This is a genomic window from Rathayibacter sp. VKM Ac-2927 (assembly GCF_022815525.1).
GTDB classification, from domain to species: Bacteria; Actinomycetota; Actinomycetes; order Actinomycetales; family Microbacteriaceae; genus Rathayibacter; species Rathayibacter festucae.
Genome location: NZ_JALGRT010000007.1, coordinates 97,821 through 119,709, shown reverse-complemented (window position 1 = coordinate 119,709; position 21,889 = coordinate 97,821). Strand labels below are relative to the sequence as shown.

Genomic DNA, 21,889 nt, shown 5'->3' with positions numbered 1-21,889 from the left:
GGAGCCGTCAGTTCTTGAAGACGCGCTCGGTGATCGACTTCGAGCCGCGGCCGATGGCCAGCAGGCCCGACTGGGCGATCTCCTTGATCCCGTAGGGCTCGATGACCCGGAGGAACGCGGTGGTCTTGCCGGAGTCGCCGGTGACCTCGATGACCAGGGCGTCCGTCGCGACGTCGACCACGCGGGCGCGGAAGAGGTTCACGGCCTCGAGCACCTGCGAGCGGGTGACGTTGTCGACGCGCACCTTCACGAGCAGGTGCTCGCGGTGCACCGACTGGTCGGGATCGAGCTCGACGATCTTGATGACGTTGATCAGCTTGTTCAGCTGCTTGGTCACCTGCTCGAGCGGCAGGTCCTCGACGTCCACGGCGACCGTGATGCGCGAGAGCCCCTCGAGCTCGGTCGGCCCGACGGCCAGCGACTCGATGTTGAAGCCGCGGCGCGCGAACAGCCCCGCGACGCGGGTGAGCAGTCCCGGCTTGTCCTCGACGAGCAGGGAGAGAACGTGGTGGGTCATGCGGTCTACTCCTCGTCGTCCCAGGTCGGGCTGTGGTCTCTGGCGTACTGGACGTAGCTGTTCGAGACGCCCTGCGGGACCATCGGCCACACCATGGAGTCGCGGCTGACCACGAAGTCGATGACGACCGGCCGGTCGTTGGTGGCGATCGCCAGCTCGATGGCCGCGTCGATCTCCTCCGGCTTGGTGACCCGGATGCCCAGGGCGCCGTAGGCCTCCGCGAGCTTCACGAAGTCCGGCACCCGGACGGTGTCGTGCCCCGTGTTGAGGTCGGTGTTCGAGTAGCGGCCCTCGTAGAACAGGGTCTGCCACTGGCGCACCATGCCGAGCGAGGAGTTGTTGATCACCGCGACCTTGATCGGGATGTCGTTGATCGTGCAGGTGGCGAGCTCCTGATTGGTCATCTGGAAGCAGCCGTCACCGTCGATCGCCCAGACCGTGCGGTCCGGCTCGCCGACCTTGGCGCCCATCGCCGCGGGCACGGAGTAGCCCATCGTGCCGGCGCCGCCGGAGTTGAGCCACGAGTTGGGGCGCTCGTACTTGATGAACTGCGCCGCCCACATCTGGTGCTGGCCGACACCCGACGCGAAGACGCCCTCGGGCCCGGTGATCTCGCCGATCCGCTTGATCACGTACTGCGGGGACAGCAGGCCGTCGACCGGCTCGGTGTAGCCGAGCGGGAACTCCCCCTGCAGGCCCTTGAGGTAGGTCCACCAGTCGGCCGTGTCCGGCGCCGCGCCGTCGATCGCCTTCGCGAACGCGTCGGTCAGGTCCGGCAGGACGTCCTTGAGGTCGCCCACGATCGGCACGTCGGCCGTGCGGATCTTGGAGATCTCGGCGGGGTCGATGTCGACGTGCACGACCTTGGCGTTGGGCGCGAAGAGCGCCGCCTTGCCGGTCACCCGGTCGTCGAAGCGCGAGCCGAGCGCGAGGATCAGGTCCGACTCCTGCAGCGCGAGCACCGCGGGGACGGTACCGTGCATGCCGGGCATGCCCAGCTGCTGCTCGTGCGAGTCCGGGAACGCGCCGCGCGCCATCAGCGTCGTGACGACGGGAGCGCCGCAGGCCTCGGCGAACGCCAGGAGCTCGGCAGCCGCACGGGCGCGGATGATGCCGCCGCCCACGTACAGTACGGGCTTCTTCGCCTCGGCCAGCAGCTGCGCCGCGGCCTGGATCTGCTTGCCGTGCGCCTTCGTCACCGGGCGGTAGCCGGGCAGGTCGACCTTGGGCGGCCAGACGAACGGCGCCGCGTCCTGCTGCGCGTCCTTGGTGATGTCGACGAGCACCGGGCCGGGGCGACCCGTCGTCGCGATCAGCACCGCGGAGGCGAGCGCCGAGGGGATGTCCTCGGGGCGCGTGACCAGGATGGAGTGCTTGGTGATCGGCATCGTGATGCCGACGATGTCCGCCTCCTGGAAGGCGTCGGTGCCCATCAGCGTCGAGAAGACCTGGCCGGTGATCGCGAGCATCGGCACGGAGTCCATGTAGGCGTCCGCGATCGCCGTGACGAGGTTGGTCGCACCGGGCCCGGAGGTCGCGATGCAGACGCCGAGCTTGCCGGTCGCCGCCGCGTAGCCCTCGGCCGCGTGGCCGGCGCCCTGCTCGTGGCGGACCAGGATGTGGCGGATCTTCGACGAGTCCATCAGCGGGTCGTAGACGGGCAGGATCGCGCCGCCGGGCAGGCCGAAGACGTCCTCGATCCCGAGCATCTCGAGCGAGCGGACGACCGCCTGCGCTCCGGTGAGCGACTCGGCGACGGGAGCGACCGCCGTCGCGGACGCGGCGGAGCGGGGTGGCTGGGGGGTCGGGGCGGGAGGCGCGGCGGACGGGTCCGGGGTCATGCGGGTGTCGATTCCTTCGAAGCGGTGTGCGGCGGCGGGCACCGGGGGCTCGGAGTGCGAGCGAGCGGTGCCCGGGAGGCGCGAGTGCGCGGCCGGCCCGAGCGGGCCGGGATCAACCCGTGGTGGCGCCCTCGGCGGCCGAGCGGACGAGCTTGGCGTACTTGGCGAGGACACCGCGGGTGTAGCGCGGAGGGAGGGGCGCCCAGCCTTCTCGGCGGGCGGCGAGCTCGGATTCGTCGACGAGTAGGTCGATCGATCGAGCGGCGATGTCGACCCGAATCGGGTCTCCGTCGCGAACGAATGCGATGGGACCTGCGTCCACCGATTCGGGAGCTATGTGGCCGATGCACAGGCCGGTTGTGCCGCCTGAGAATCGTCCGTCGGTCAACAGTAGTACATCTTTTCCGAGCCCGGCCCCCTTGATGGCGGCGGTGATGGCCAGCATCTCGCGCATGCCCGGGCCGCCCTTGGGGCCCTCGTAGCGGATGACCACCACGTCGCCCTTCTTGATCTCGCCGTCGGTCAGCGCGTCCATCGCGGCGCGCTCGCGCTCGAAGACCCGCGCGGGGCCCTCGAACACCGAGGCGTCGAAGCCGGCCGTCTTGACGACCGCACCCTCGGGAGCGAGCGAGCCCTTGAGCACGGTCAGGCCGCCGGTGGCGTGGATCGGGTTGTCGAGGGTGCGGATGACCTCGCCGTCCAGCGGCGCGATGTCCATCGCCGCGAGGTTCTCGGCGACGGTCTTCCCGGTGACGGTGAGGCAGTCGCCGTGCAGCAGGCCCGCGTCGAGCAGGGCCTTCATCACGGCGGGGACGCCGCCGTGGCGGTCGACGTCGTTCATCACGTACTTGCCGAACGGCTTGAGGTCGCCGATGTGCGGGATCGTGTCGCCGATGCGGTTGAAGTCGTCGATCGTGAGGTCGACCTCGGCCTCGTTCGCGATCGCGAGCAGGTGCAGGATGACGTTGGTCGAGCCGCCGAAGGCCATGGCCACGGCGATCGCGTTCTCGAACGCCTCCTTGGTCAGGATGTCCCGGGCGGTGGTGCCGTTGCGCAGCAGCTCGACGACCGCCTCCCCCGACTTGCGGGCGAAGTAGTCGCGGCGGCGGTCGGCCGCGGCGGGCGACGCGGAGCCGGGCAGGCTCATCCCGAGCGCCTCGGCGACGCTGGCCATCGTGTTCGCGGTGTACATGCCACCGCACGAGCCCTCGCCCGGGGCGAAGGCGCACTCGATGCGCTTGGCGTCCTCCTCGGACATGATCCCGGCCTTGACGCCGCCGACCGCCTCGAAGGAGTCGATGATCGTGATGTCCTTCTCGGTGCCGTCGGACAGCTTGACCCAGCCCGGCGCGATCGAGCCGGCGTAGACGAAGACGGCGGCGAGGTCGAGCCGCGCGGCGGCCATCAGCATGCCGGGCAGCGACTTGTCGCAGCCGGCCAGCATGACGGTGCCGTCGAGGCGCTCGGCCATCATCACGGTCTCGACGGAGTCGGCGATGACCTCGCGTGAGACGAGCGAGAAGTGCATGCCCTCGTGGCCCATCGAGATGCCGTCCGAGACGGAGATGGTGCCGAACTGCAGCGGGTAGCCGCCGCCCGAGTGCACGCCCTCCTTCGCGCTGCGCGCGAGGCGCTCCAGCGAGAGGTTGCAGGGGGTGATCTCGTTCCAGGACGACGCGATGCCGATCTGGGGCTTCTCCCAGTCGTCATCGCCCATTCCCACGGCGCGCAGCATCCCGCGCGACGTCGTGGCCTCGATGCCGTCCGTGACGGTGCGCGAACGAGGCTTCCAATCGATTTCCGGCATGTGACGAGGCTACCGCCTCGCGCGCGGTGCTCCGGCGCTGCGGAGCGCGTCCCGATCCGTCGCGAACGGTCGCGTCCGTCGCCTCGATCCGGCAGCGATGGTCGTGTCAGTGGCCGCGCGCCGACCGTTCGTGACGGATCGACCGGTAGGGCTCAGTCCGCGGTGGCGCGGAAGTCGGCGAGGAGCGACAGCACGTGGGCGATCTGCTCGGGGCCGCGGACGCGGTAGGCGGCGGAGGTCGTGCCGGGACCGCTCTTCACACCGACGTCGCCGGTGCCGAGGACCGCGAAGGCGTCCTCGTCCGTGACGTCGTCGCCGGCGTAGAGCACGGCGGTCGCGCCGGTGTAGCGGCGCAGGTGCTGCACGGCCTCGCCCTTGGTGGTCGAGCGGACCGAGAACTCGAGGACGTTCTTGCCCTCGCGGACGGTGACGCCCTCGACCTCGGCGCGCGCCTCCGACAGGGCGACGAGGTGCGCGACGCGGCTGTGCCGGTCGGTGGCCAGGCGGGTGTGCAGGGCGAAGCCGGCCGGCTTGTCCTCGATCCAGACGTTGTCGATCCCGCGGGCGATGCCCTTCAGCACGTCCTCGAGCACGCCGACCTTGGCGAGCTCGGTCTCGTCGAGGCGGACGGCGTCGTCGCCCGGGTCGAGGCGGATCTCGATGCCGTGCGAGCCGACCAGCAGCGCCTCGTCGGGCAGCTGCGCGACCTCCTCGAGGCTGCCGAGCGCGCGGCCGGAGACCAGCGCGACGCGGGTGCCGGGCAGCGCGAGCAGTCGGAGGACCGCCTCGCGCGCCTCGGGCAGGGCGCGGGCGTGCGCCGGGTCGTCGACCTCGGGCGCGAGCGTCCCGTCGAAGTCGAGCGCCACCAGCAGGCGGCCGGTCGCGGCGAGCTCGTGCAGCGCGGCGACGAGGCGGTCGGGCACGCCGGGCAGGTGCTCGCCCGAGGTCGGGGTCACGATGGTCATCGCGTCGCCTCCGCCGTCTCGTGGTGCGCGTCCTCGGCCGCGCGACCGCGGACGCCGTCCTCGTGGTGCTCCGCCTCCTGGCCGAGCGGCGCCTCCTGGCCCCGCGCGGCCGGCCGCACGTCGAGCTGCTGGCCCGCGGCGTGCTCGCTCAGCGCGTCGAGGAAGCTCGCCGACCAGCGCGAGACGTCGTTCTCGAGCACCCGGCGGCGCAGCGCACGCATCCGGCGGCTGCGCTCGGCCCGTGGCATGCGAGCCGCGTTCTCGATGGCGTCCTTGAGCCCGGAGATGTCGTGCGGGTTGATCTGCACGGCCTGCTTCAGCTCGTCCGCCGCACCGGTGAACTCGCTCAGCACGAGCACGCCGTCGTTGTCGAAGCGGGAGGCGACGTACTCCTTGGCGACCAGGTTCATCCCGTCGCGCAGCGCCGTGACCAGCATCACGTCGGCGGCGAGGTAGAGGGCGACCATCTCCTCGCGCGGGTAGCCGTGGTGCAGGTAGCTGATCGCCGGGTTGCCGATCGTGCCGTAGTCGCCGTTGATCCGGCCGACCTGCAGCTCGATGTCGTCCCGCAGCTGCTTGTACGTCTCGACCCGCTCGCGGCTCGGGCTCGCGACCTGCACGAGCACCGCGTCCTTGGTGCTGAGCCGGCCGTCGGCGAGCAGCTCGCCGAACGCCTTCAGCCGGTGGCCGATGCCCTTGGTGTAGTCGAGGCGGTCGACGCCGAGCATGACGGTCTCGGGATCGCCCAGATCGGAGCGGATCTGGCGCGCCCGCTCCTGGATCTCGGGGGTGCGCGCCATCGCCTCGAAGGCGGCGGCGTCGATCGAGATCGGGAAGTGCCGGGCGACGACCGGGCGGACGCTGGCGCCGCGGCGCGAGCGGTTGACCCGGCGGGTGCCGTCGACCGCGTCGTCCTCGACCGGCACCTCGACGACGGTGCTGCGGGTGTCGTAGCCGAGCAGGCGCCGGACCGCGCGGAGGAAGCTGCCCGCGTCGCCCTGGCGCTGGAATCCGATCACGTCGGCGCCGAGCAGGCCCTCGACGATCTGCTTGCGCCACGGGAGCTGGGCGAAGATGCCGTAGGGCGGGAACGGGATGTGGTTGAAGAAGCCGATCGTGACGTCCGGGCGCAGCTCGCGGAGCATCTTCGGCACGAGCTGCAGCTGGTAGTCCTGCACCCAGACCACGCCGTCCTGCTCGGTGACCGCGGCGGCGGCCTCGGCGAAGCGGCGATTCACCCGCACGTAGGCGTCCCACCACTCGCGGTGGTAGGTGGGCGGCGCGATCACGTCGTGGTACAGCGGCCAGAGGGTGTCGTTCGAGAAGCCCTCGTAGTAGTCCTCGAGCTCCTGGGCGCTCAGGGCGACCGGGATGATCAGCACGCCGTCGTTCTCGAACGGCGCGACCTCCTCGTCCGCGACACCGGGCCAGCCGACCCAGGCGCCCTCGTTGGCCCGCATCACGGGCTCGAGGGCGGTGACCAGCCCGCCGGGCGACGTCTTCCACGAGGCGGTGCCGTCGGCGTCGACGACGCGGTCGACCGGGAGGCGGTTGGAGACCACGACGAACGCGTTGCGCGCTCCGGCGGTGTGGTCGGCGGCGGCTGGAGTCGTCCCGTCGGCGCTGTCCTCGAGGGGTGCGGGGGCGGAGGCGGAGTGCGGAGGAATGGTGGTCCCGATCGTCGGTCGTGCCCGTCTTCGTACCCGCCGAGGCTACCAGCCGCACTCGAACGGGGGCCGGGCTCAGCCCTGGGCGAGGGCCAGCGCGAGCACCGCACCGCCGACCGTCGGCACCACCGCGACGGCGCCGAGCAGCGCGTACTGCCGCCAGGAGATCGTCACGCCGAGCGCGGTCAGCCGCTGGTGCCAGAGCAGGGTGGCGAGCGACGCCCACGGGGTGATCAGCGGGCCGGCGTTCACGCCGATCAGCAGGGCGACCAGGCGCACCGGGTCGGCGGCGACCGGCTCGAGCGCGAGATAGGCGGGCAGGTTGTCGACGAGGTTCGCGGCCACGACGCCCGAGCCCGCGAGGCGGAGCAGGTCGCCCACGCCGCTCCCGTCGCCCGCGACCACGGCGAGCGCCGCTCCGAGCCCGAGCTGGTGCGCCGCCTCCATCACGACGAAGAGACCGGAGGCGAAGACGACCAGCTGCCACGGCAGCAGCGAGACCTTCAGCGCGGACGGCCGCCGCACCGCGAAGAGCACGACGAGGGCGAGCGCCGCGACGGCCGCGGGGATCCACACCTCGAGCCCGGAGACGAGGGCGGGCAGCAGCAGCGCGACGACGACGCCGGCGCCGATCAGCAGGACGCGGTCCTCGACAGGGGTCCGCTCCCCCGTCCGGTAGCGGCCGGCCAGCTCGCGGCGGTAGCGGATCGCGAGCACGAGCACCGGGACCACGGCGGCGACGAGCGCGGGCGCGGCGGTCAGCGCGGCGAAGGCGAGCGGCCCGTCGACGCCGAGCCGCCTCTCTGCCAGGAGGTTGGTGAGGTTCGACACAGGGAGCAGCAGGGAGGCGCAATTGGCGAGCCAGACGGTCGCCATCGCGAACGGCAGCGGCGACACCCGCACGTGCGCGGCGAGCAGCACGACGACCGGCGTGAGCAGCACGGCGGTGGTGTCGAGGGAGAGGAAGACGGTGCTGACGATCGCCATCGCGACGACCAGGAGCCAGAGCAGCGCGGTCCGCCCGCGGCCCCAGATCGCCGCCCGCTCCGCCACGACCGTGAAGACTCCGGCCTCGGAGGCCAGCTCCGCCACCACGGTGACGGCGACCACGAAGGCCAGGATCGGCGCCGTGCGCTCGACCAGCTCGCCGAGCGCGTCCATCGGCAGGACCCCGGTGAGAGCGGCGATCACGCCGAGCACGAGGAGCACCGCCCCGATCACAGCCGTGCGCATCTCGTATCCGTCCTCCTCGGTCCCTGCCGCGGCCCGGCGCCGAGCAGCTGTTCACCGTAGCGGGCGGGACCGACGACGGAACCGTCCGCTGGCCGTCGGCGGTGTCAACCGTTGGGAGGGAACGGGGCCGGGCCACTAGCGTCGTGGTGAACACAGGAGGCAATCGATGCGCAAGTTCATCCTCAATTCCAGCGTCATCAGCGCGATCGTCGGAGGCTGGTCCATCCTGCAGACGACGCGCAAGGGTCCGCGCGACTGGCGGCTGGCCCTGCAGTGGGTCAGCTGGGCGATCGCTCTCGCGGTCGCCATCGGCTCGGTCTCCTACGACTCGAAGGAGCTCGTCAAGGAGCAGAACGGCAAGAAGCGCGACCGCTGACCGCCTTCTGACACGCCGCGAGCCACCGGCCGCGGCGTGTCAGCGCGCTCCGGCGCCGTCGCCCCTGGACACTGGAGTCTCAGCACGCGGCACGGGAAACGGGGTTCGTCATGAGGTTTCGTCTGAGGCGCCGTCAGCCGGCCCCCGAGGTCGTCGCGGCCCCCGCGCTCACGCAGGACGAGCTCTTCGCCGTCGTGCACGAGCGCCTCTCCGCCTTCGTCGGCGCCGAGGGAGCCTGGGTCGTCACCCGCCGCAGCCACGACGACCGCGACCCGATCTTCCACGGGATGCTCGCCCGCTCGCTCGCCCACGAGCTGTCCGCCGCCATCCAGGCCGAGCAGCTCCGCGCCGGCGTCGAGGCCACCGCCAACCCGGTCACCTCCGCCATCCCCGTCATGCGCGCCTCCACTCCCCCCGTCACCGCGGAGCCGGCCGCCCCTGTCGCCGAGCCCGTCGCCCTCACCTGGGACCCGAAGCCGATCGCCGTCTGGGCCGAGCCCGATGCCGCGCCCGTCGCGACTCCGGCCGACGCCACCCGCTGACCCGTCGGCCCCCTGCATGCTGATCGAGTAGCCCTCGCAGAGGGCGCCACTCATGCTGATCGAGTAGCCCTCGCAGAGGGCGCCACTCATGCTGATCGAGTAGCCCTCGCAGAGGGCGGTTCGAGATCCACCCCCCTGAGCACGTGGGGTCTCGATACGCCGATCCGCGGCTACTCGACCACCATGGGCTGCCTCAGAGCACGTCGAGGATGTCGTTCTTCAGCACCTCCGCGCGGGGGCCGAAGACGGCCTGCACGCTCTCGCCGACCTCCAGCACGCCGGCCGCGCCGAGAGCCTTCAGCCGTGCGGGATCCACCAGCGCCCGGTCGCCGACCTGGACGCGCAGCCGGGTGATGCACGCGTCGACGTGGACGAGGTTGTCGCGCCCGCCGAAAGCCGCGATGAGCGACTCGGCCTCGGACTCCGGCGGTCCGTTCGACGCGGAGGTCGGGTCCGCCACGACCGCGACGGGTCCGCCCTCGTCCACTGCGGAGGCGGCTTCCTCCCGGCCCGGCGTGCGGAGGTTCCACCTCCGGATGACGACCCGGAACAGCAGGTAGTACACGGCGAAGTACACGACTCCCATCACCACGAGCAGCCCCACGTTCTTCGCGGCCGGCGCCGTGCCGTAGAGAAGCAGGTCGACGAGCCCGGCGGAGAACGAGAAGCCGAGGTGGATGTCGAGGAGGTCCGCGATCGCGAGGGACAGCCCGGTCAGCACGGCGTGCACGACGTAGAGCGGGAACGCCGCGAACATGAACGCGAACTCCAGCGGCTCGGTGATGCCGGTGAGGAAGGCGGTCAGGCCGGCCGCACCGAGGATGCCGATGGCGGCCGCGCGCTGCGACCGGTTCGACACGTGGATCATCGCCAGCGCCGCCGCCGGGAGTCCGAACATGAGCACCGGGTAGAAGCCCGAGGTGAGCGCGCCGGCCGTCGGGTCGCCCGCGGCGAAGCGCGTCAGCTCCCCCGTGACGACGCCGCCGTCGGCGTTCGCGTAGGAGCCCTGGAGGAACCAGACGTACGAATTGAGGATGTGGTGCAGCCCCAGCGGGATCAGCATGCGGTTCGCGAAGCCGTAGACGAAGGCGCCGAGCGCCCCGGTGCCGCCGATGAACGCTCCGAGACCGGTGAGGCCGGACTCGAAGACCGGGTAGAACCAGCTCAGACCGAAGCCGACGACGAGGCACGCGAGTGAGACGACGATCGGGACGAACCGCCGGCCGCTGAAGAATCCGAGGTAGGCGGGGAGCGCGATGGTGTGGAACCGGTCGAACAGCACGGCCGTGAGCAGACCGACCACGATCCCGCCGAAGACGCTGTAGTCGATCTGCACCTGATCGCCGGCGGCCGTCGTCCGCCCCGCCAGGACGATCGGCGACAGGACGGTGAAGACCTTCGCGAGCACGAGGTGGCCGACGACGGCCGCGAGCGCGGTCGACCCGTCCGGCTTCCTGGTGAACCCGATGGCGACGCCGACGGCGAACAGCAGGGCCAGGTTCTCGAAGAGGGCACCGCCCGCCGCGCTCATCGCCTGGAAGAACGGGCCGATCACGGGCAGATCGATCCGCCCGAGCAGGTCGGGTTGTCCGATCCGGAGGAGGAGTCCGGCGGCGGGGAGCACCGCGATCGGGAGCATGAGGCTCTTGCCGAGGCGCTGCAGACCCGCGAAGCCGGGGACGACGAGTCGTCGACGCGAGGCGGGCGCGCTCCGAGTACGGGCGGTCATGCGGACAGCAGAGGATCACCGGCGAGGACGGACGCGCCGTCCTCCACGAGGGCGTCGACGTGGTCCGCGGTCCGCTCCAGCACCACCACGGGCACCACCGTCGGGAGTCCCGCGGCGAGGATCGCCGGGACGTCGTACTCCAGGACCGGCGTCGCGGCCTCGACGCGGTCGCCCTTGGCGGCGAGGACCGTGAAGCCGGCGCCCTTCAGCCCCACCGTGTCGATCCCGAGGTGGACGAGCACCGCTCGTCCGCTGTCCGCGACGACCACGAAGGCGTGCGGCAGGACCTGGAGCAGGACCCCGCGGACCGGCGAGAGGACCTCGACGCGCTCCGCGGGAGGCTCGATCGCCGTCCCCGCTCCCATCACGCCGGCCGCGAAGAGCTGATCGGGGACGGCCGAGAGGGGCACGGCGCGCCCGGCGAGTGGGGACAGGACGACGACCACGGGGACTCCCTCGAACCGGAGACCGGCGCGTACTCAGCACCGGTCGCCGATCACAGTAGGTCGGGGCGGAGCCCGGCCGTGCTGTGGCGCGAAACGCCCTGCGCGCCTGCCGCCGGGTCTCGATACGCCGCTCCGCGGCTACTCGACCAGCATGAAACGACACGGCCGCCGAGCAGGCAGCGCCGCTTCTGATGCAGCAGCCCTCGCAGACGGCGCCTTCCCCGCTGATCGAGTAGCCCGCGCAGCGGGCGTATCGAGATCCCGCGCGCTCAGACCGCCGGCCAGCTCTCCGGGCCCTCGCTGCCGGCCGGGTACTCGTCCAGCGGCACGTCGTCGGCGCGCCAGGCGTCGATCGCGGGCTGGACGATGCGCCAGCACTCCTCGGCCGCGTCGCCGCGGACCGAGAGCGACGGGTCGTCGTCGAGGATCCCCGAGATGACCTCGCCGTACGCCAGCAGCTCCCCCGCACCGAAGGTCGCCTCGAGCGACGCGCGCTCGAGCGTGTACGGGTCGCCCGGGCCGTTGATGTTCAGCTCCAGCGCCATCTGGTCCGGCGCGAGGAACAGCCGCAGCACCGACGCCTCGGCCGTCCCGTGGAAGCCGGCCGGCAGGTGCGGCACCGGCTTGAAGCGAATCACGATCTCGCGCCGCCGCTCGCCCAGGGCCTTGCCCGAGCGCAGCGTGAACGGCACGCCCGCCCAGCGCCACGTGTCGATCTCGACGGTCAGCTCGGCCAGCGTCTCGGTCTTGCGCGACGGGTCGACGCCCTTCTCGTCCGTGTAGGCGGGGAGCTCGCGCCCGTCGACCGAGCCGGCGGTGTAGCGGGCCCGGCGCGAGTTCGCGCTCAGATCCTCACCGTGCAGCCGCGTCGCCCGCAGCACGATGCCCTTGGCGTCGCGCAGGTCCGCCGCGCCGAGGGTCGACGGCGGCTCCATCGCGACGACCGCCAGCACCTGCAGCAGGTGGCTCTGGATCATGTCGATCAGCGCACCCGCGCCGTCGTAGTAGCCCGCGCGCCCCTCGAGGCCCAGCTGCTCGTCGTAGACGATGGCGACGCTCTCGATGTGCTCCGCGGACCACAGCGGCTCGAGGATCCGGTTCGCGAAGCGCAGCCCGAGCAGGTTCATGACGGTCGCGCGGCCGAGGAAGTGGTCGACGCGGTGCACCCGGTCCTCGGGGACGAGCGCGGCGACGCGCGCGTTCAGGTCCCGGGCGCTCTTCTCGTCGGTGCCGAACGGCTTCTCGAGCGCGAGCACCGTCCCCTCCGGCAGCTCGTGCGCGGCGAGCGCGTCGCAGGCCTTCGCGGCGATCGCCGGCGGCAGGGCGAAGTAGATCGCGACGGGTCCCGCGCAGCTCGCGAGCAGCGCGGCGAGCGCCTCCGGATCCGTCACGTCCACCTGCTGGTAGCGGGTGCCCGAGACGAGGGCGTCGATGCCGGCACCCGAGGCGGTCTCCGTGGCGAACGACGTGGACACGACCTCGTGCCAGTGCTCCTGCGTCCAGTCCTCCTGACCGGCGCCGACGAGGTGCAGGCGGCGATCGGGCTCGCGGGTCAGGAGCTGACCGACAGCGGGGAGGAGGAGGCGGGCGGACAGGTCGCCCGTCGCACCGAGGATGAGCAGCGTGTGGACCGACTGAGGCATGCGCCACACCCTACGGCGCCCCCGCCGACCGTTTCCCGGCCTTGACGGCGGTGCGCCCCGGCCGGCCGGCCCCGCCCGCTCGCAGGAGCGCCCAGTGTTCTGCTGCCAGGATCAGCCCATGGTCTCCCCGATCGAGGACTACGCCGTCCTCTCCGACTGCCGCACCGCCGCTCTCGTCTCCCGCGACGGAGGAATCGACTGGCTCTGTCTCCCCCGCTTCGACTCCGCCTCGATCTTCGGCGCGCTCCTCGGCGGTGACGACCAGGGCCGCTGGTCGCTCCGGCCGGTGGACGCGGAGGCGACCGTCGAGCGGCACTACCTCGGCGACACCCTCGCCCTCGTCACCACCTGGACCACCGCGACCGGCGTCGTCGAGGTCACCGACGTGATGCCGCTGCGCGACGACCGCGCCGAGCTGGTCCGCCGCGTGAAGGGCGTCTCCGGCTCGGTGCGGATGCGCCAGGAGCTGCGGATCCGGTTCGACTACGCCCGCACGATGCCGTGGGTGCGCCAGGAGGGGACGGACGAGGATCCGCTGCTGGTCGCCGTGGCCGGCCCCGACGCGGTCGTCGTCCGCGGCGTGCGCCTCTCGGCGACCGACCACGTGCACTCCGCCGAGTTCGACGTCGCGCCCGGCGAGACGGTCGACCTCTCGATGGCCTGGTTCCCCTCGCACCAGCGCGCCCCGAAGGTGCTCGACGTCGACAAGGCGATCGAGCGCACGGTCCGCTGGTGGACGGACTGGGCCGGCGCGATCCGCTACGACGGCCCGCACCGCGAGGCCGTGGTCCGCTCGCTGCTCACGCTGCGCGCCCTCACCGACGACCAGACCGGCGGCATCGTCGCCGCCGCGACCACCTCCCTCCCCGAGGAGTTCGGCGGCAGCCGCAACTGGGACTACCGCTACGTCTGGCTCCGCGACGCGTCCCTCACCCTCGAGGCCCTGCTCGCGCACGGCTTCGAGAAGGAGGCGCAGAAGTGGCGCGCCTGGCTGCTCCGGGCGGTCGCCGGCGCGCCGGAGGACGTGCAGATCATGTACGGCCTGGCCGGCGAGCGCGACCTGACCGAGCGGGAGATGCCGAGCCTGCCCGGCTACGACGGCGCCTCCCCCGTCCGGATCGGCAATGCGGCGGTCGACCAGTACCAGGCCGACGTGATCGGCGAGGTGATGGTGGCGCTGCACGAGGCGCGAGTGGCCGGAGTGGACGAGAACGAGTTCTCCTGGCCGCTGCAGCGCGCGCTGCTCGGCTTCGTCGAGAGCAACTGGCAGCGGCCCGACAACGGCATCTGGGAGATCCGCGGCGAGCCGAGGCACTTCACCCACTCCCGGGTGATGGTCTGGGCGGCGCTGGACCGCGGCGTCCGCGCCGTCCGCGAGCACGGGCTCGACGGCCCGGTCGAGACCTGGGAGCGGCTGCGCGACACCGTCCGCGCCGAGATCGAGGAGCAGGGCTTCGACTCCGAGCGCGGCCACTACGTGCAGTCCTACGGCTCCACCGAGGTGGACGCCTCGCTGCTCGTGCTGCCGATGGTCGGCTTCGTCGCCGCCGACGACCCGCGGATGCTCGGCACGGTCGCCGAGCTCGAGCGGGCGCTGATGCACGACGGCCTGCTGCACCGCTACCGCACGGAGTCCTCGGTCGACGGCCTGGCGGGCGGGGAGCACCCGTTCCTGGCCTGCTCGTTCTGGCTGGTGCGGCAGTACGCCGACTCCGGCCGCCTCGACGACGCCCGCGCCCTGATGGAGCGCCTGGTCGGGCTCTGCAACGACGTCGGCCTGCTCTCGGAGGAGTACGACGTCGAGAACCGGCGCCACGCGGGCAACACTCCGCAGGCGCTCTCGCACCTCGCGCTCGTCCAGGCCGCCGACGCGATCGCGCGGCACCGATGAGCGCGCGCAGAGCGGCGCCGCGCCGGCGCCGCCCGCTGCGGATCGTCCTCGTGAGCATCGGCGCCCTCGTCGCCGTCGCCGTCCTCGGCTTCCTGACCTGGTCCTCGATCGTGATGGGCCCCGATCCGGAGGCGCTCGCCCGCGTCGACGCGGACCCCGCGGTCTCCGTCGAGCGCACCGACACCGCGATCGTGCTCACCCCGACGGACGACGCGGGCACCGACCTCGACGGCGTCGGCCTCGTCTTCGTCCCCGGCGCCAAGGTCGACGCGGCCTCCTACGAGGCGACCCTCGCGCCGCTCGTCGAGGAGGGTGCGAGCGTGGTGATCACCCGGCCGATCCTCAACCTGGCCTTCTTCGACCTGCGCTCGCTCGAGAGCTTCACGGCGCAGGCCGACGGCGTCGACGAGTGGCTGGTCGGCGGCCACTCCCTGGGCGGCGTGAAGGCCTGCCAGTGGGGCGAGGACCCCGAGGTCGCGGGCCTCGTGCTCTTCGGCAGCTACTGCGCGAACGACCTCTCCGCGTCGGGACTGCCGGTGCTGAGCGTGAGCGGCTCGGAGGACGGCCTGAGCACCCCGGCGAAGGTCGCCGCGGCGAGCGACCAGCTGCCCGCCGACGCGCGCTTCGTCGAGATCGACGGGTCGAACCACGCCGACTTCGGCTGGTACGGCCCGCAGCCGGGCGACGGCACCGCCACGATCAGCCACGAGGAGGCCGACGTGCAGATCGCCGAGGCGCTGCTCGCCTTCGCGGACGAGCGCGGCTAGGCCCGGTCCCGCCCGCCGTGGCGGTCAGTCGTGCCGGCGGCCGTCCCGGTCCGGCGTCTCGCGCAGGTCGATCAGCCCGGTGAAGAGCGCGCCGCGCTCGTTGGACTGCTGGTCGCCCGAGAACAGGTTGTCCGGCGCCGACTTCGCTCGGGTGCGCGGTGCGGGGGCGGTGCCCGCCTCCTCGTGCTGCATCTCGACGCGCTGGCGCGGCAGGGCGATCGGGTCGCTCTCGTGCAGCCAGGTCACCAGCCCCTCGCGGACGTAGCAGCGCAGGTCGAAGAGCGTCGGAGCGTCCTTCGCGGTGACGAGCACGCGGATGCGGACGTAGCCGCCGACCGCGTCGGTGACCTGCAGGACGCTGACCCGCTGGTCCCAGAGATCGGTCTCCTCGAGGATCCGGTGCAGCTCGGTGCGCATCTCGTCGGGGCGCACGCGCCAGTCCAGGTCGAGCTCGACGGCGCCGAGCAGCTCGGAGCCGGTGCGGGTCCAGTTCTGGAACGGCTGGGTGGTGAAGTAGTTGGTCGGCAGCACCAGGCGGCGGTCGTCCCAGAGGTGGACGACCACGTAGGTCAGGGTGATCTCCTCGATCCGGCCCCACTCGTTCTCGACGATGACCACGTCGTCCAGGCGGATCGCGTCGCTGAAGGCGAGCTGCATCCCCGCGAAGATGTTGGTCAGGCTCGACTGCGCGGCGAGACCGGCGACGATCGAGAGCACACCGGCCGAGGCCAGCAGGGACGCCCCGGCGGTCCGCGCCTCGGGGAAGGTCAGCAGCGAGGCGCCGATCGCGATCACGACGACGGCCGCGACGGCCACCCGCCGGATGATCGTCATCTGGGTGCGCAGGCGGCGGGCCCGCCTGTTGTCGGCGGTGTCGGTGCGGTAGCGCTCGGCGCCGAGGTCCTCGAGGAAGACGAAGGTCGCGCCGACCAGCCAGGCGGCGGCGCCGATCGTGGCGATCTGGAAGATCCGGTCGACGAGCCCCGGCCAGGTGTCACCGGAGACGGTGGCGGCGAGCGCGGCCCACACGGCGATCGTGAGCAGCAGCACGCGGAACGGGATGCGCACCCGGCGGATCAGCAGCCGGGCCCACGTCTTGCGCTTGCCGATCGAGCGGATGATCAGCGCCACGACCGCGGTCACGACGACGGCGATCACGACCGCGATCAGCACGGCGAGGGCGATGGAGCCGACTTCTTGCAGAGCGTCTTCTGGCACGGCGGTCCTTTCGGGTGGGGGAAGGGGCGCGCACCATCGAGCGGATCGGACGAAGAGGGCAGCCTCCCACGGACACGGCGGGAAGCGCACGGGGCGACGCCGCACGTTGCGGGGATGCCCAGGCGGAGCGCGACGACGTCGGACGCTCCGGAAACGACGAAACGCCCGCCGGAGTGGCGGGCGTCTCTATGTGGTGCACCCCCTCGGACTTGAACCGAGAACCCACTGATTAAGAGTCAGTTGCTCTGCCGATTGAGCTAGAGGTGCGTGGCGACCGGCGAATCGTGCGTGCCGAACCGAGGGATCACATTACCAGCGCCCACCCCCGTTTCGTCAAATCGACACGGCGGAGCGGGTTGGGCTCTCGCGCATCACCGCGTTCAGCGGCGCCCGGTCATGCTGATCGAGCAGCCCGCGCAGCGGGCGTATCGAGATCCACCATCCTGCAGAGGTCGGGTCTCGATACGCGCTGCGCGCTACTCGACCAGCATGCAGTGCACCCCTCCGACGAGGGCGCTCAGTATCGTGGACGCGTGACCCTCGACGACGACCTCCGCCTCGCCCTCCGCCTCGCCGACGCCGCCGACGCGATCTCGCGCGAGCGCTTCCTCGCCCTCGACCTCGTCGTGGACACCAAGCCCGACAGCACGCCCGTCTCGGACGCGGACCGCGCCGTCGAGGAGGCGATCCGCGCGCTCCTCGCCGCCGAGCGCCCCGACGACGCGATCCTCGGCGAGGAGTTCGGCACCTCCGGCGAGGCCTCGCGCCAGTGGATCCTCGACCCGATCGACGGCACGGCGCACTTCGTCCGCGGCGTCCCGATCTGGGCGACCCTGATCGCGCTGGCGATCGACGGCGTCCCGGTGGTCGGCGTCGTCTCCGCCCCCGCCCTTGGCAAGCGCTGGTGGGCGTCCAGGGGCGCCGGCGCCTGGGTGGACGAGATCCGCGCTCCTCTGGGCAGCCTCGACCTGCCGGACGACCTGCGCGGCGTCCTGGTCGCCCCCGCCGCCGAGGAGCCGCGCCGGCTCCAGGTCTCCGGCGTCGCGTCCCTCGCCGACGCCACCTTCAGCTACAACAGCATCCAGCAGTGGGACGGCGCCGGCCGGCTCGAGCAGCTGCTGGAGCTCGCGCGCACGGTCTGGCGCGACCGGGCCTACGGCGACGCCTGGCCCTACATGCTGGTCGCCGAGGGCCTCATCGACGGCGCGGGCGAGTTCGACGTGAAGCCCTACGACCTCGCCGCCCTGATCCCGATCGTCCAGGAGGCGGGCGGCCGCTTCACCTCCGCCGACGGCGAGGACGGCCCCTGGCACGGCAGCGCCGTCGCGACCAACGGCCTCCTGCACGACGAGGTGCTCACGATCGCCGCCCGCCGATGAGCCGGCGCTCGGCGCTCCTCGCGGCGGCACTCCTCACCGCCGTGCTCCCGCTCGCGGCGTGCTCGTCCGTCGTCGGCTCCGACGATCCGGCGGCACTCCGTGACGAGAGCGGCACGATCACCACCGCGGGCGTCGTCGACGCCTTCTCGGTGGCGAAGGGCGACTGCCTCCGGGAGCCGGACGACGACCGCGTCGCCGACTTCGAGGCCGTCCCCTGCGCGGACAGCCACGACCTCGAGGTCTTCCACGTCTTCGCGCAGCCCGGCGACGACTACACCAGCCGCAACACCCTGCTGGCCCAGGCGGACGCCGGCTGCGAGCCCGAGTTCGGCGCGGTGATGAGCATCGCCTACGGCGACTCCGCCCTCGAGTACCGCAGCTTCGTCCCGTCCGAGGTCAGCTGGCGCCACAGCGACCGCGCCGTGCTCTGCGCCGTCTTCGACCCGGCGACCGGCGAGACCACGGGCAGCCTCTTCGGCGCCGCGCGCTGACGCTCAGCCCGGACGCCCGCCGTCCGGGTCAATCCCCTCCGCGCCTCGATTGACAGGTTCGCGGCGCACGCGCACTGTGGGAGGACGATCACACACGATCGGCGAACGGCTCGGGGGTGCCGCGAAGCGCTGCAGGAGTCGAAGATGCACGAGCACGCAGGAGACGTTCCGGAGAGCGCGGAGCCGGAGCGCTCGGCGACGGCGGAGCACGAGTTCCGGCCGGCGGACAGCCTCTTCACCCGGCTGCAGCGGCAGTGCGCGCTGCTCTCCGCAGCGGAGACGCTGGCCGACTCGACCGAGGACTCCGTCCGGCGCTGGTCCCGGCTCCTCCACGACTACGCGCTGACCTCGGACCGGGTCGTTTCGGTGCACGGCGGCGCGGAGGATGCCGTGCTGGGCTGGCTGAAGCCCCGCGGCGTCGTCGCCCTCCTGGTCACGGAGGAGTGCGCGGACGACCATGCCGTCGAGCACCTGGCTGCCGCTCTCGCGGCGATGAACGCGGTGACGCTGACCGTCGACGACGAGCGCGCCGAGCGCCTCGCACCGCTCACGCAGGCACTCGCGCGGATGCTCCCGAGCGGGTTCGCCGAGCTGCCCCTCGATGCCCACCCGAACTACCCGGACGGCGCGATGGCGACGGTCGTCACGCCCGAGAACCTCTACCGCGCGTGGACGCCTCCCGAGACGCTCCAGGGGCCGGAGAACGGCGCGGAGCGCGACGACGACGAGCGCCTCGCGCTGCTGACCCTCTACGGCCGCGTCCGCCAGCTGGACGTGCGTCCGGAGTGACGGCCCGGAGCAGCAGCGGCTCCGAGAAGCAGCAGCGGCTCCGAGCGGCAGCTCCACGTGTGCGACGACGACCGGTGGTGGAGATGGGGGGAATCGAACCCCCGTCCATCGCTGTGATTCTGCGCCTTCTACGGGTGTAGCCAGTGAGAGCGTTCTACTCGGCCCCGACCGTTACCACTGGCGCATCGGTCGACGGGCCCAGCCCGAGTGCAAGTCCCGCGTCGCCCTCAGGCGTAACGACGCAGCAAGTCCTCTAGATGACGCCAGGATCCGGGGCGAGGACGCACCCACGGGCTGACGGACTATCTACTCTGGCTTAGGCAGCGAGAGCGAAGTCGGTGCGCTTCTGTTCGGCACCTGTGTTTTTCAGAGATCGTTAACGAGATAACCCTGAATCCTCGACCCGCTTCTCGCAGTTTCGCAGGCAATGTCGAAACCGATCATCCCCGCGAGCACTCGCCGACACTGAGCCGGTGGAGTGGGTCGTCGTCGCACACTGTGGAGTTACAAGGAGCAAGTCTACCTCGTCGCGCGGGCGGTGACCCGACGACGGCGCAGATCGAGCAGTCCGAGCACGAGGGCGAGTGCGATCAGCCCGAGGGTGACGAAGTAGCCGTTGCGGAAGGCGTCGTGGTACCGGTCGAGCCCCTCGGCCATTCCCGCCTCACTGGCGAGCGTGGCGAAGAAGATGGCCGAGGCGCAGGCCGTGCCGACCGCGGTGCCGACGCGCTGCCCGAGCTGGCCGACCGAGCCCGCGACGCCGCCCTGCTCGGGCGAGATCTCGGCGAGCGTCAGCGTCTGGTTCGGCGAGACGACGAAGCCGCCGCCCGCGCCGGCGACGAGCATCGCCGCGCCCATCCCGTAGGCGGCCGTCTCGGCCGGCAGCAGCTCGGCCGCCAGCAGCACCAGCGTGAAGCCGATGACGACGAGCACGATGCCCAGCACGACGAGGGCGCGACCGTAGCGCTGGACGAGCTTGCCGCCGTACCACGCGGTCACCGCCGAGGTCAGCGCGAACGGGATGCTGACCATGCCCGCGAACACCGGCGCGAGGCCGAGGCCCTGCTGGAGGAAGAGCGTCGTCAGCAGGAAGGTCGCCGGGATCGCCGCGAAGTAGGACGTCGCGACCAGGATCCCGTTGCGGTACGAGCTGGTGCGGAAGATCCGGAAGTCGATGACCGGGGTGCGGTCCTTCGCGGCGTAGTGCGCCTCCCACTTCACGAAGGCGTACGCGGCGACAGCCGCCAGCAGCAGCCAGAGCCAGCGGAACGGCGAGTCCGTCGAGGCGCCGGTGGTCAGCAGGAACGGCAGCATGAAGGCGAAGATCGTCACGCCCAGCAGCAGCAGGCCGACCGGGTCGAGCGAGGTGTCGCCCTGCGGTGTGCGCTGCACCTTCGGCAGCAGCTTCCAGGCGAAGACCAGCGCAGCGATGCCGAGCGGGATGTTCATCCAGAACAGCAGCCGCCAGCCGTCCTGCTCGCCGCCGAGCGCGATCAGCAGTCCGCCCAGGGTCGGCCCGAACGCCGTGGAGAGGCCGATCACGGCGCCGAAGACGCCGAAGGCGCGGGCCCGTGCGACCCCGGTGAACAGCTGCTGCACCAGGCCGAGCACCTGCGGCATCTGGATGCCTGCGGCGATGCCCTGGATGAAGCGGGCGACGACGAGCAGCTCGATCGTCGGCGCGACGGCGCAGAGCAGGCTGGCGAGGGTGAACGCGGTGAGACCGACGAGGAAGAGCAGGCGCCGCGACTTGATGTCGCCGAGCCGTCCGGACGGCACGAGCGAGAGACCGAAGGCGAGCGCGTAGCCGGCGACGATCAGCTGCAGCTGGCTCGGATCGGCCGAGAGCGACTTCTCGATCGAGGGCAGCCCGACGTTGACCTTCGACAGGTCGAGGATCGTGAAGGCGGCGACCGACACCGCGACCGCGAAGGCCCGCCAGCGCGTCCTCTCCTCCGCGGCAGTGGGCGGCGCGTCGGGAGCGTTGTCGGGAGAGGTCACGTCCTCCAGTCTCTCAGGACCGGAGCGCGCGCCTCCCCCGCTTGCGGGACATCGGCGCGGGCGGCCTACTCGCCCATGCGGCGGCGGGTGGACATCGCGCGGTCGGCCTCGCGGCGGTCCTGGCGCTCGCGGAGCACCTGGCGCTTGTCGTAGTCCTTCTTGCCCTTCGCGACCGCGAGCTCGACCTTGGCCTTGCCGTCGCTGAAGTAGAGCGAGAGCGGGATCAGCGTGTACCCGCCCTCCTTCACCTTGTTGTGGATCTTGAGGATCTGCGCCTTGTGCAGCAGCAGCTTGCGCTTGCGCCGCGGCGGGTGGTTGGTCCAGGTGCCCTGGGCCCACTCGTTGATGTGCACGGCGTCGAGCCACGCCTCACCGCCGTCGACGAAGGCGTAGCCGTCGACCAGTGACGCGCGGCCGTTGCGGAGCGACTTGACCTCCGTGCCGGAGAGCACGAGTCCCGCCTCGTAGGTGTCCTCGATGAGGTAGTCGTGGCGCGCCTTGCGGTTGGTCGCGACGACCTTCTGTCCCTGTTCCCTGGGCACGGCTGCTCCTTCGGTCCGAGAGCGATGGTGGGCCGCCCCGATCGG

At 71.8% G+C, this 21,889-nt stretch carries 19 protein-coding genes, 1 tRNA gene and 1 other RNA gene; 7 read left to right on the top strand and 14 right to left on the bottom strand.

Features of this window, described 5'->3' with window-relative positions; translation table 11 throughout:
* Positions 1 to 7 precede the first annotated feature (7 nt).
* The 6 genes from ilvN to MT353_RS18440 all read right to left on the bottom strand — a co-directional run bounded on the left by ilvN (position 8) and on the right by MT353_RS18440 (position 8,030).
* A complete protein-coding gene (ilvN, locus tag MT353_RS18465; RefSeq protein WP_123447978.1) occupies positions 8 to 517 on the bottom strand; it encodes an acetolactate synthase small subunit in 510 nt (169 codons plus the stop codon).
* A gap of 5 nt (positions 518 to 522) precedes the next feature.
* On the bottom strand, positions 523 to 2,358 hold the full coding sequence (locus MT353_RS18460) for an acetolactate synthase large subunit (RefSeq protein WP_243598579.1): 1,836 nt from the start codon (positions 2,356 to 2,358) through the stop codon (positions 523 to 525).
* 112 nt (positions 2,359 to 2,470) lie between these two features.
* Positions 2,471 to 4,165: a dihydroxy-acid dehydratase gene (gene ilvD, locus MT353_RS18455; RefSeq protein WP_123447980.1), complete on the bottom strand. Its 1,695-nt coding sequence runs from the start codon at positions 4,163 to 4,165 to the stop codon at positions 2,471 to 2,473.
* A gap of 152 nt (positions 4,166 to 4,317) precedes the next feature.
* A complete protein-coding gene (gene otsB, locus MT353_RS18450) occupies positions 4,318 to 5,130 on the bottom strand; it encodes a trehalose-phosphatase (protein ID WP_243625546.1) in 813 nt (270 codons plus the stop codon).
* Positions 5,127 to 6,692 (bottom strand): trehalose-6-phosphate synthase, encoded by a 1,566-nt coding sequence (locus MT353_RS18445; protein WP_243598577.1) that lies wholly within the window; start codon positions 6,690 to 6,692, stop codon positions 5,127 to 5,129. The genes otsB and MT353_RS18445 overlap by 4 nt, the downstream gene beginning before the upstream one ends.
* Positions 6,693 to 6,872: 180 nt before the next feature.
* Positions 6,873 to 8,030, bottom strand: a complete 1,158-nt coding sequence (locus MT353_RS18440; protein ID WP_132438509.1) for an SLC13 family permease — start codon at positions 8,028 to 8,030, stop codon at positions 6,873 to 6,875.
* Between the two features lie 166 nt (positions 8,031 to 8,196).
* Between MT353_RS18440 and MT353_RS18435 the strand changes: the two genes are divergently transcribed.
* Both MT353_RS18435 and MT353_RS18430 read left to right on the top strand, forming a co-directional pair.
* The gene (locus MT353_RS18435; RefSeq protein WP_123447985.1) at positions 8,197 to 8,406 is read left to right on the top strand and encodes a hypothetical protein; all 210 of its coding nucleotides are present in this window, start codon (positions 8,197 to 8,199) and stop codon (positions 8,404 to 8,406) included.
* Positions 8,407 to 8,516: 110 nt separating this feature from the next.
* Entirely contained in the window at positions 8,517 to 8,948 is a 432-nt protein-coding gene (locus MT353_RS18430) for a hypothetical protein (RefSeq protein WP_243598575.1), read from the top strand.
* A gap of 193 nt (positions 8,949 to 9,141) precedes the next feature.
* Here the strand turns inward: MT353_RS18430 and MT353_RS18425 are convergent, their stop codons facing one another.
* From MT353_RS18425 to MT353_RS18415, 3 genes are all read right to left on the bottom strand, one after another.
* Positions 9,142 to 10,677 carry a PTS transporter subunit EIIC gene (locus MT353_RS18425; RefSeq protein WP_243598574.1) on the bottom strand — a complete coding sequence of 512 codons (1,536 nt, stop codon included), beginning with the start codon at positions 10,675 to 10,677 and terminating at the stop codon, positions 9,142 to 9,144.
* Positions 10,674 to 11,123 (bottom strand): PTS glucose transporter subunit IIA, encoded by a 450-nt coding sequence (locus tag MT353_RS18420; protein ID WP_243625545.1) that lies wholly within the window; start codon positions 11,121 to 11,123, stop codon positions 10,674 to 10,676. Before MT353_RS18420 ends, MT353_RS18425 begins: the two co-directional genes overlap by 4 nt.
* 269 nt (positions 11,124 to 11,392) lie before the next feature.
* Positions 11,393 to 12,766, bottom strand: a complete 1,374-nt coding sequence (locus tag MT353_RS18415; RefSeq protein WP_243625544.1) for a glucose-6-phosphate dehydrogenase — start codon at positions 12,764 to 12,766, stop codon at positions 11,393 to 11,395.
* 118 nt (positions 12,767 to 12,884) lie between these two features.
* Between MT353_RS18415 and MT353_RS18410 the strand changes: the two genes are divergently transcribed.
* Both MT353_RS18410 and MT353_RS18405 read left to right on the top strand, forming a co-directional pair.
* On the top strand, positions 12,885 to 14,657 hold the full coding sequence (locus MT353_RS18410) for a glycoside hydrolase family 15 protein (protein ID WP_243598571.1): 1,773 nt from the start codon (positions 12,885 to 12,887) through the stop codon (positions 14,655 to 14,657).
* A complete protein-coding gene (locus MT353_RS18405; RefSeq protein ID WP_243598570.1) occupies positions 14,654 to 15,424 on the top strand; it encodes an alpha/beta hydrolase in 771 nt (256 codons plus the stop codon). The genes MT353_RS18410 and MT353_RS18405 overlap by 4 nt, the downstream gene beginning before the upstream one ends.
* Before the next feature lie 24 nt (positions 15,425 to 15,448).
* Here MT353_RS18405 and MT353_RS18400 read toward each other — a convergent pair whose 3' ends face one another.
* Both MT353_RS18400 and MT353_RS18395 read right to left on the bottom strand, forming a co-directional pair.
* On the bottom strand, positions 15,449 to 16,642 hold the full coding sequence (locus MT353_RS18400; protein ID WP_243598569.1) for a mechanosensitive ion channel family protein: 1,194 nt from the start codon (positions 16,640 to 16,642) through the stop codon (positions 15,449 to 15,451).
* Between the two features lie 191 nt (positions 16,643 to 16,833).
* Positions 16,834 to 16,909 (bottom strand) — tRNA-Lys (locus tag MT353_RS18395).
* Between the two features lie 266 nt (positions 16,910 to 17,175).
* Here MT353_RS18395 and MT353_RS18390 point away from each other — a divergent pair.
* From MT353_RS18390 to MT353_RS18380, 3 genes are all read left to right on the top strand, one after another.
* The gene (locus tag MT353_RS18390) at positions 17,176 to 18,021 is read left to right on the top strand and encodes an inositol monophosphatase family protein (protein ID WP_243625543.1); all 846 of its coding nucleotides are present in this window, start codon (positions 17,176 to 17,178) and stop codon (positions 18,019 to 18,021) included.
* The gene (locus MT353_RS18385; protein ID WP_243625542.1) at positions 18,018 to 18,512 is read left to right on the top strand and encodes a septum formation family protein; all 495 of its coding nucleotides are present in this window, start codon (positions 18,018 to 18,020) and stop codon (positions 18,510 to 18,512) included. The genes MT353_RS18390 and MT353_RS18385 overlap by 4 nt, the downstream gene beginning before the upstream one ends.
* A 144-nt stretch (positions 18,513 to 18,656) precedes the next feature.
* Entirely contained in the window at positions 18,657 to 19,301 is a 645-nt protein-coding gene (locus tag MT353_RS18380) for a hypothetical protein (protein WP_243598566.1), read from the top strand.
* Positions 19,302 to 19,376: 75 nt separating this feature from the next.
* On the opposite strand, the gene ssrA is transcribed toward MT353_RS18380, so the two are convergent.
* From ssrA to smpB, 3 genes are all read right to left on the bottom strand, one after another.
* Positions 19,377 to 19,749: a transfer-messenger RNA gene (gene ssrA / locus MT353_RS18375) on the bottom strand.
* Positions 19,750 to 19,820: 71 nt separating this feature from the next.
* The gene (locus MT353_RS18370) at positions 19,821 to 21,302 is read right to left on the bottom strand and encodes an MFS transporter (protein WP_243625541.1); all 1,482 of its coding nucleotides are present in this window, start codon (positions 21,300 to 21,302) and stop codon (positions 19,821 to 19,823) included.
* Positions 21,303 to 21,367: 65 nt separating this feature from the next.
* Entirely contained in the window at positions 21,368 to 21,844 is a 477-nt protein-coding gene (smpB, locus tag MT353_RS18365) for an SsrA-binding protein SmpB (protein WP_123447996.1), read from the bottom strand.
* Between the last annotated feature and the right edge of the window lie 45 nt (positions 21,845 to 21,889).

Bases quoted from the DNA above. Each gene is read 5' to 3' on its own strand.
- MT353_RS18385 (WP_243625542.1), top strand. From the start codon at position 18,018: ATGAGCCGGCGCTCGGCGCTCCTCGCGGCGGCACTCCTCACCGCCGTG.
- otsB (WP_243625546.1), bottom strand. From the start codon at position 5,130: ATGACCATCGTGACCCCGACCTCGGGCGAGCACCTGCCCGGCGTGCCC.
- MT353_RS18440 (WP_132438509.1), bottom strand. From the start codon at position 8,030: ATGCGCACGGCTGTGATCGGGGCGGTGCTCCTCGTGCTCGGCGTGATC.
- MT353_RS18460 (WP_243598579.1), bottom strand. From the start codon at position 2,358: ATGACCCCGGACCCGTCCGCCGCGCCTCCCGCCCCGACCCCCCAGCCA.
- MT353_RS18425 (WP_243598574.1), bottom strand. From the start codon at position 10,677: ATGACCGCCCGTACTCGGAGCGCGCCCGCCTCGCGTCGACGACTCGTC.
- MT353_RS18435 (WP_123447985.1), top strand. From the start codon at position 8,197: ATGCGCAAGTTCATCCTCAATTCCAGCGTCATCAGCGCGATCGTCGGA.
- MT353_RS18415 (WP_243625544.1), bottom strand. From the start codon at position 12,766: ATGCCTCAGTCGGTCCACACGCTGCTCATCCTCGGTGCGACGGGCGAC.
- ilvN (WP_123447978.1), bottom strand. From the start codon at position 517: ATGACCCACCACGTTCTCTCCCTGCTCGTCGAGGACAAGCCGGGACTG.
- ilvD (WP_123447980.1), bottom strand. From the start codon at position 4,165: ATGCCGGAAATCGATTGGAAGCCTCGTTCGCGCACCGTCACGGACGGC.
- MT353_RS18380 (WP_243598566.1), top strand. From the start codon at position 18,657: ATGCACGAGCACGCAGGAGACGTTCCGGAGAGCGCGGAGCCGGAGCGC.
- MT353_RS18430 (WP_243598575.1), top strand. From the start codon at position 8,517: ATGAGGTTTCGTCTGAGGCGCCGTCAGCCGGCCCCCGAGGTCGTCGCG.
- MT353_RS18405 (WP_243598570.1), top strand. From the start codon at position 14,654: ATGAGCGCGCGCAGAGCGGCGCCGCGCCGGCGCCGCCCGCTGCGGATC.
- MT353_RS18410 (WP_243598571.1), top strand. From the start codon at position 12,885: ATGGTCTCCCCGATCGAGGACTACGCCGTCCTCTCCGACTGCCGCACC.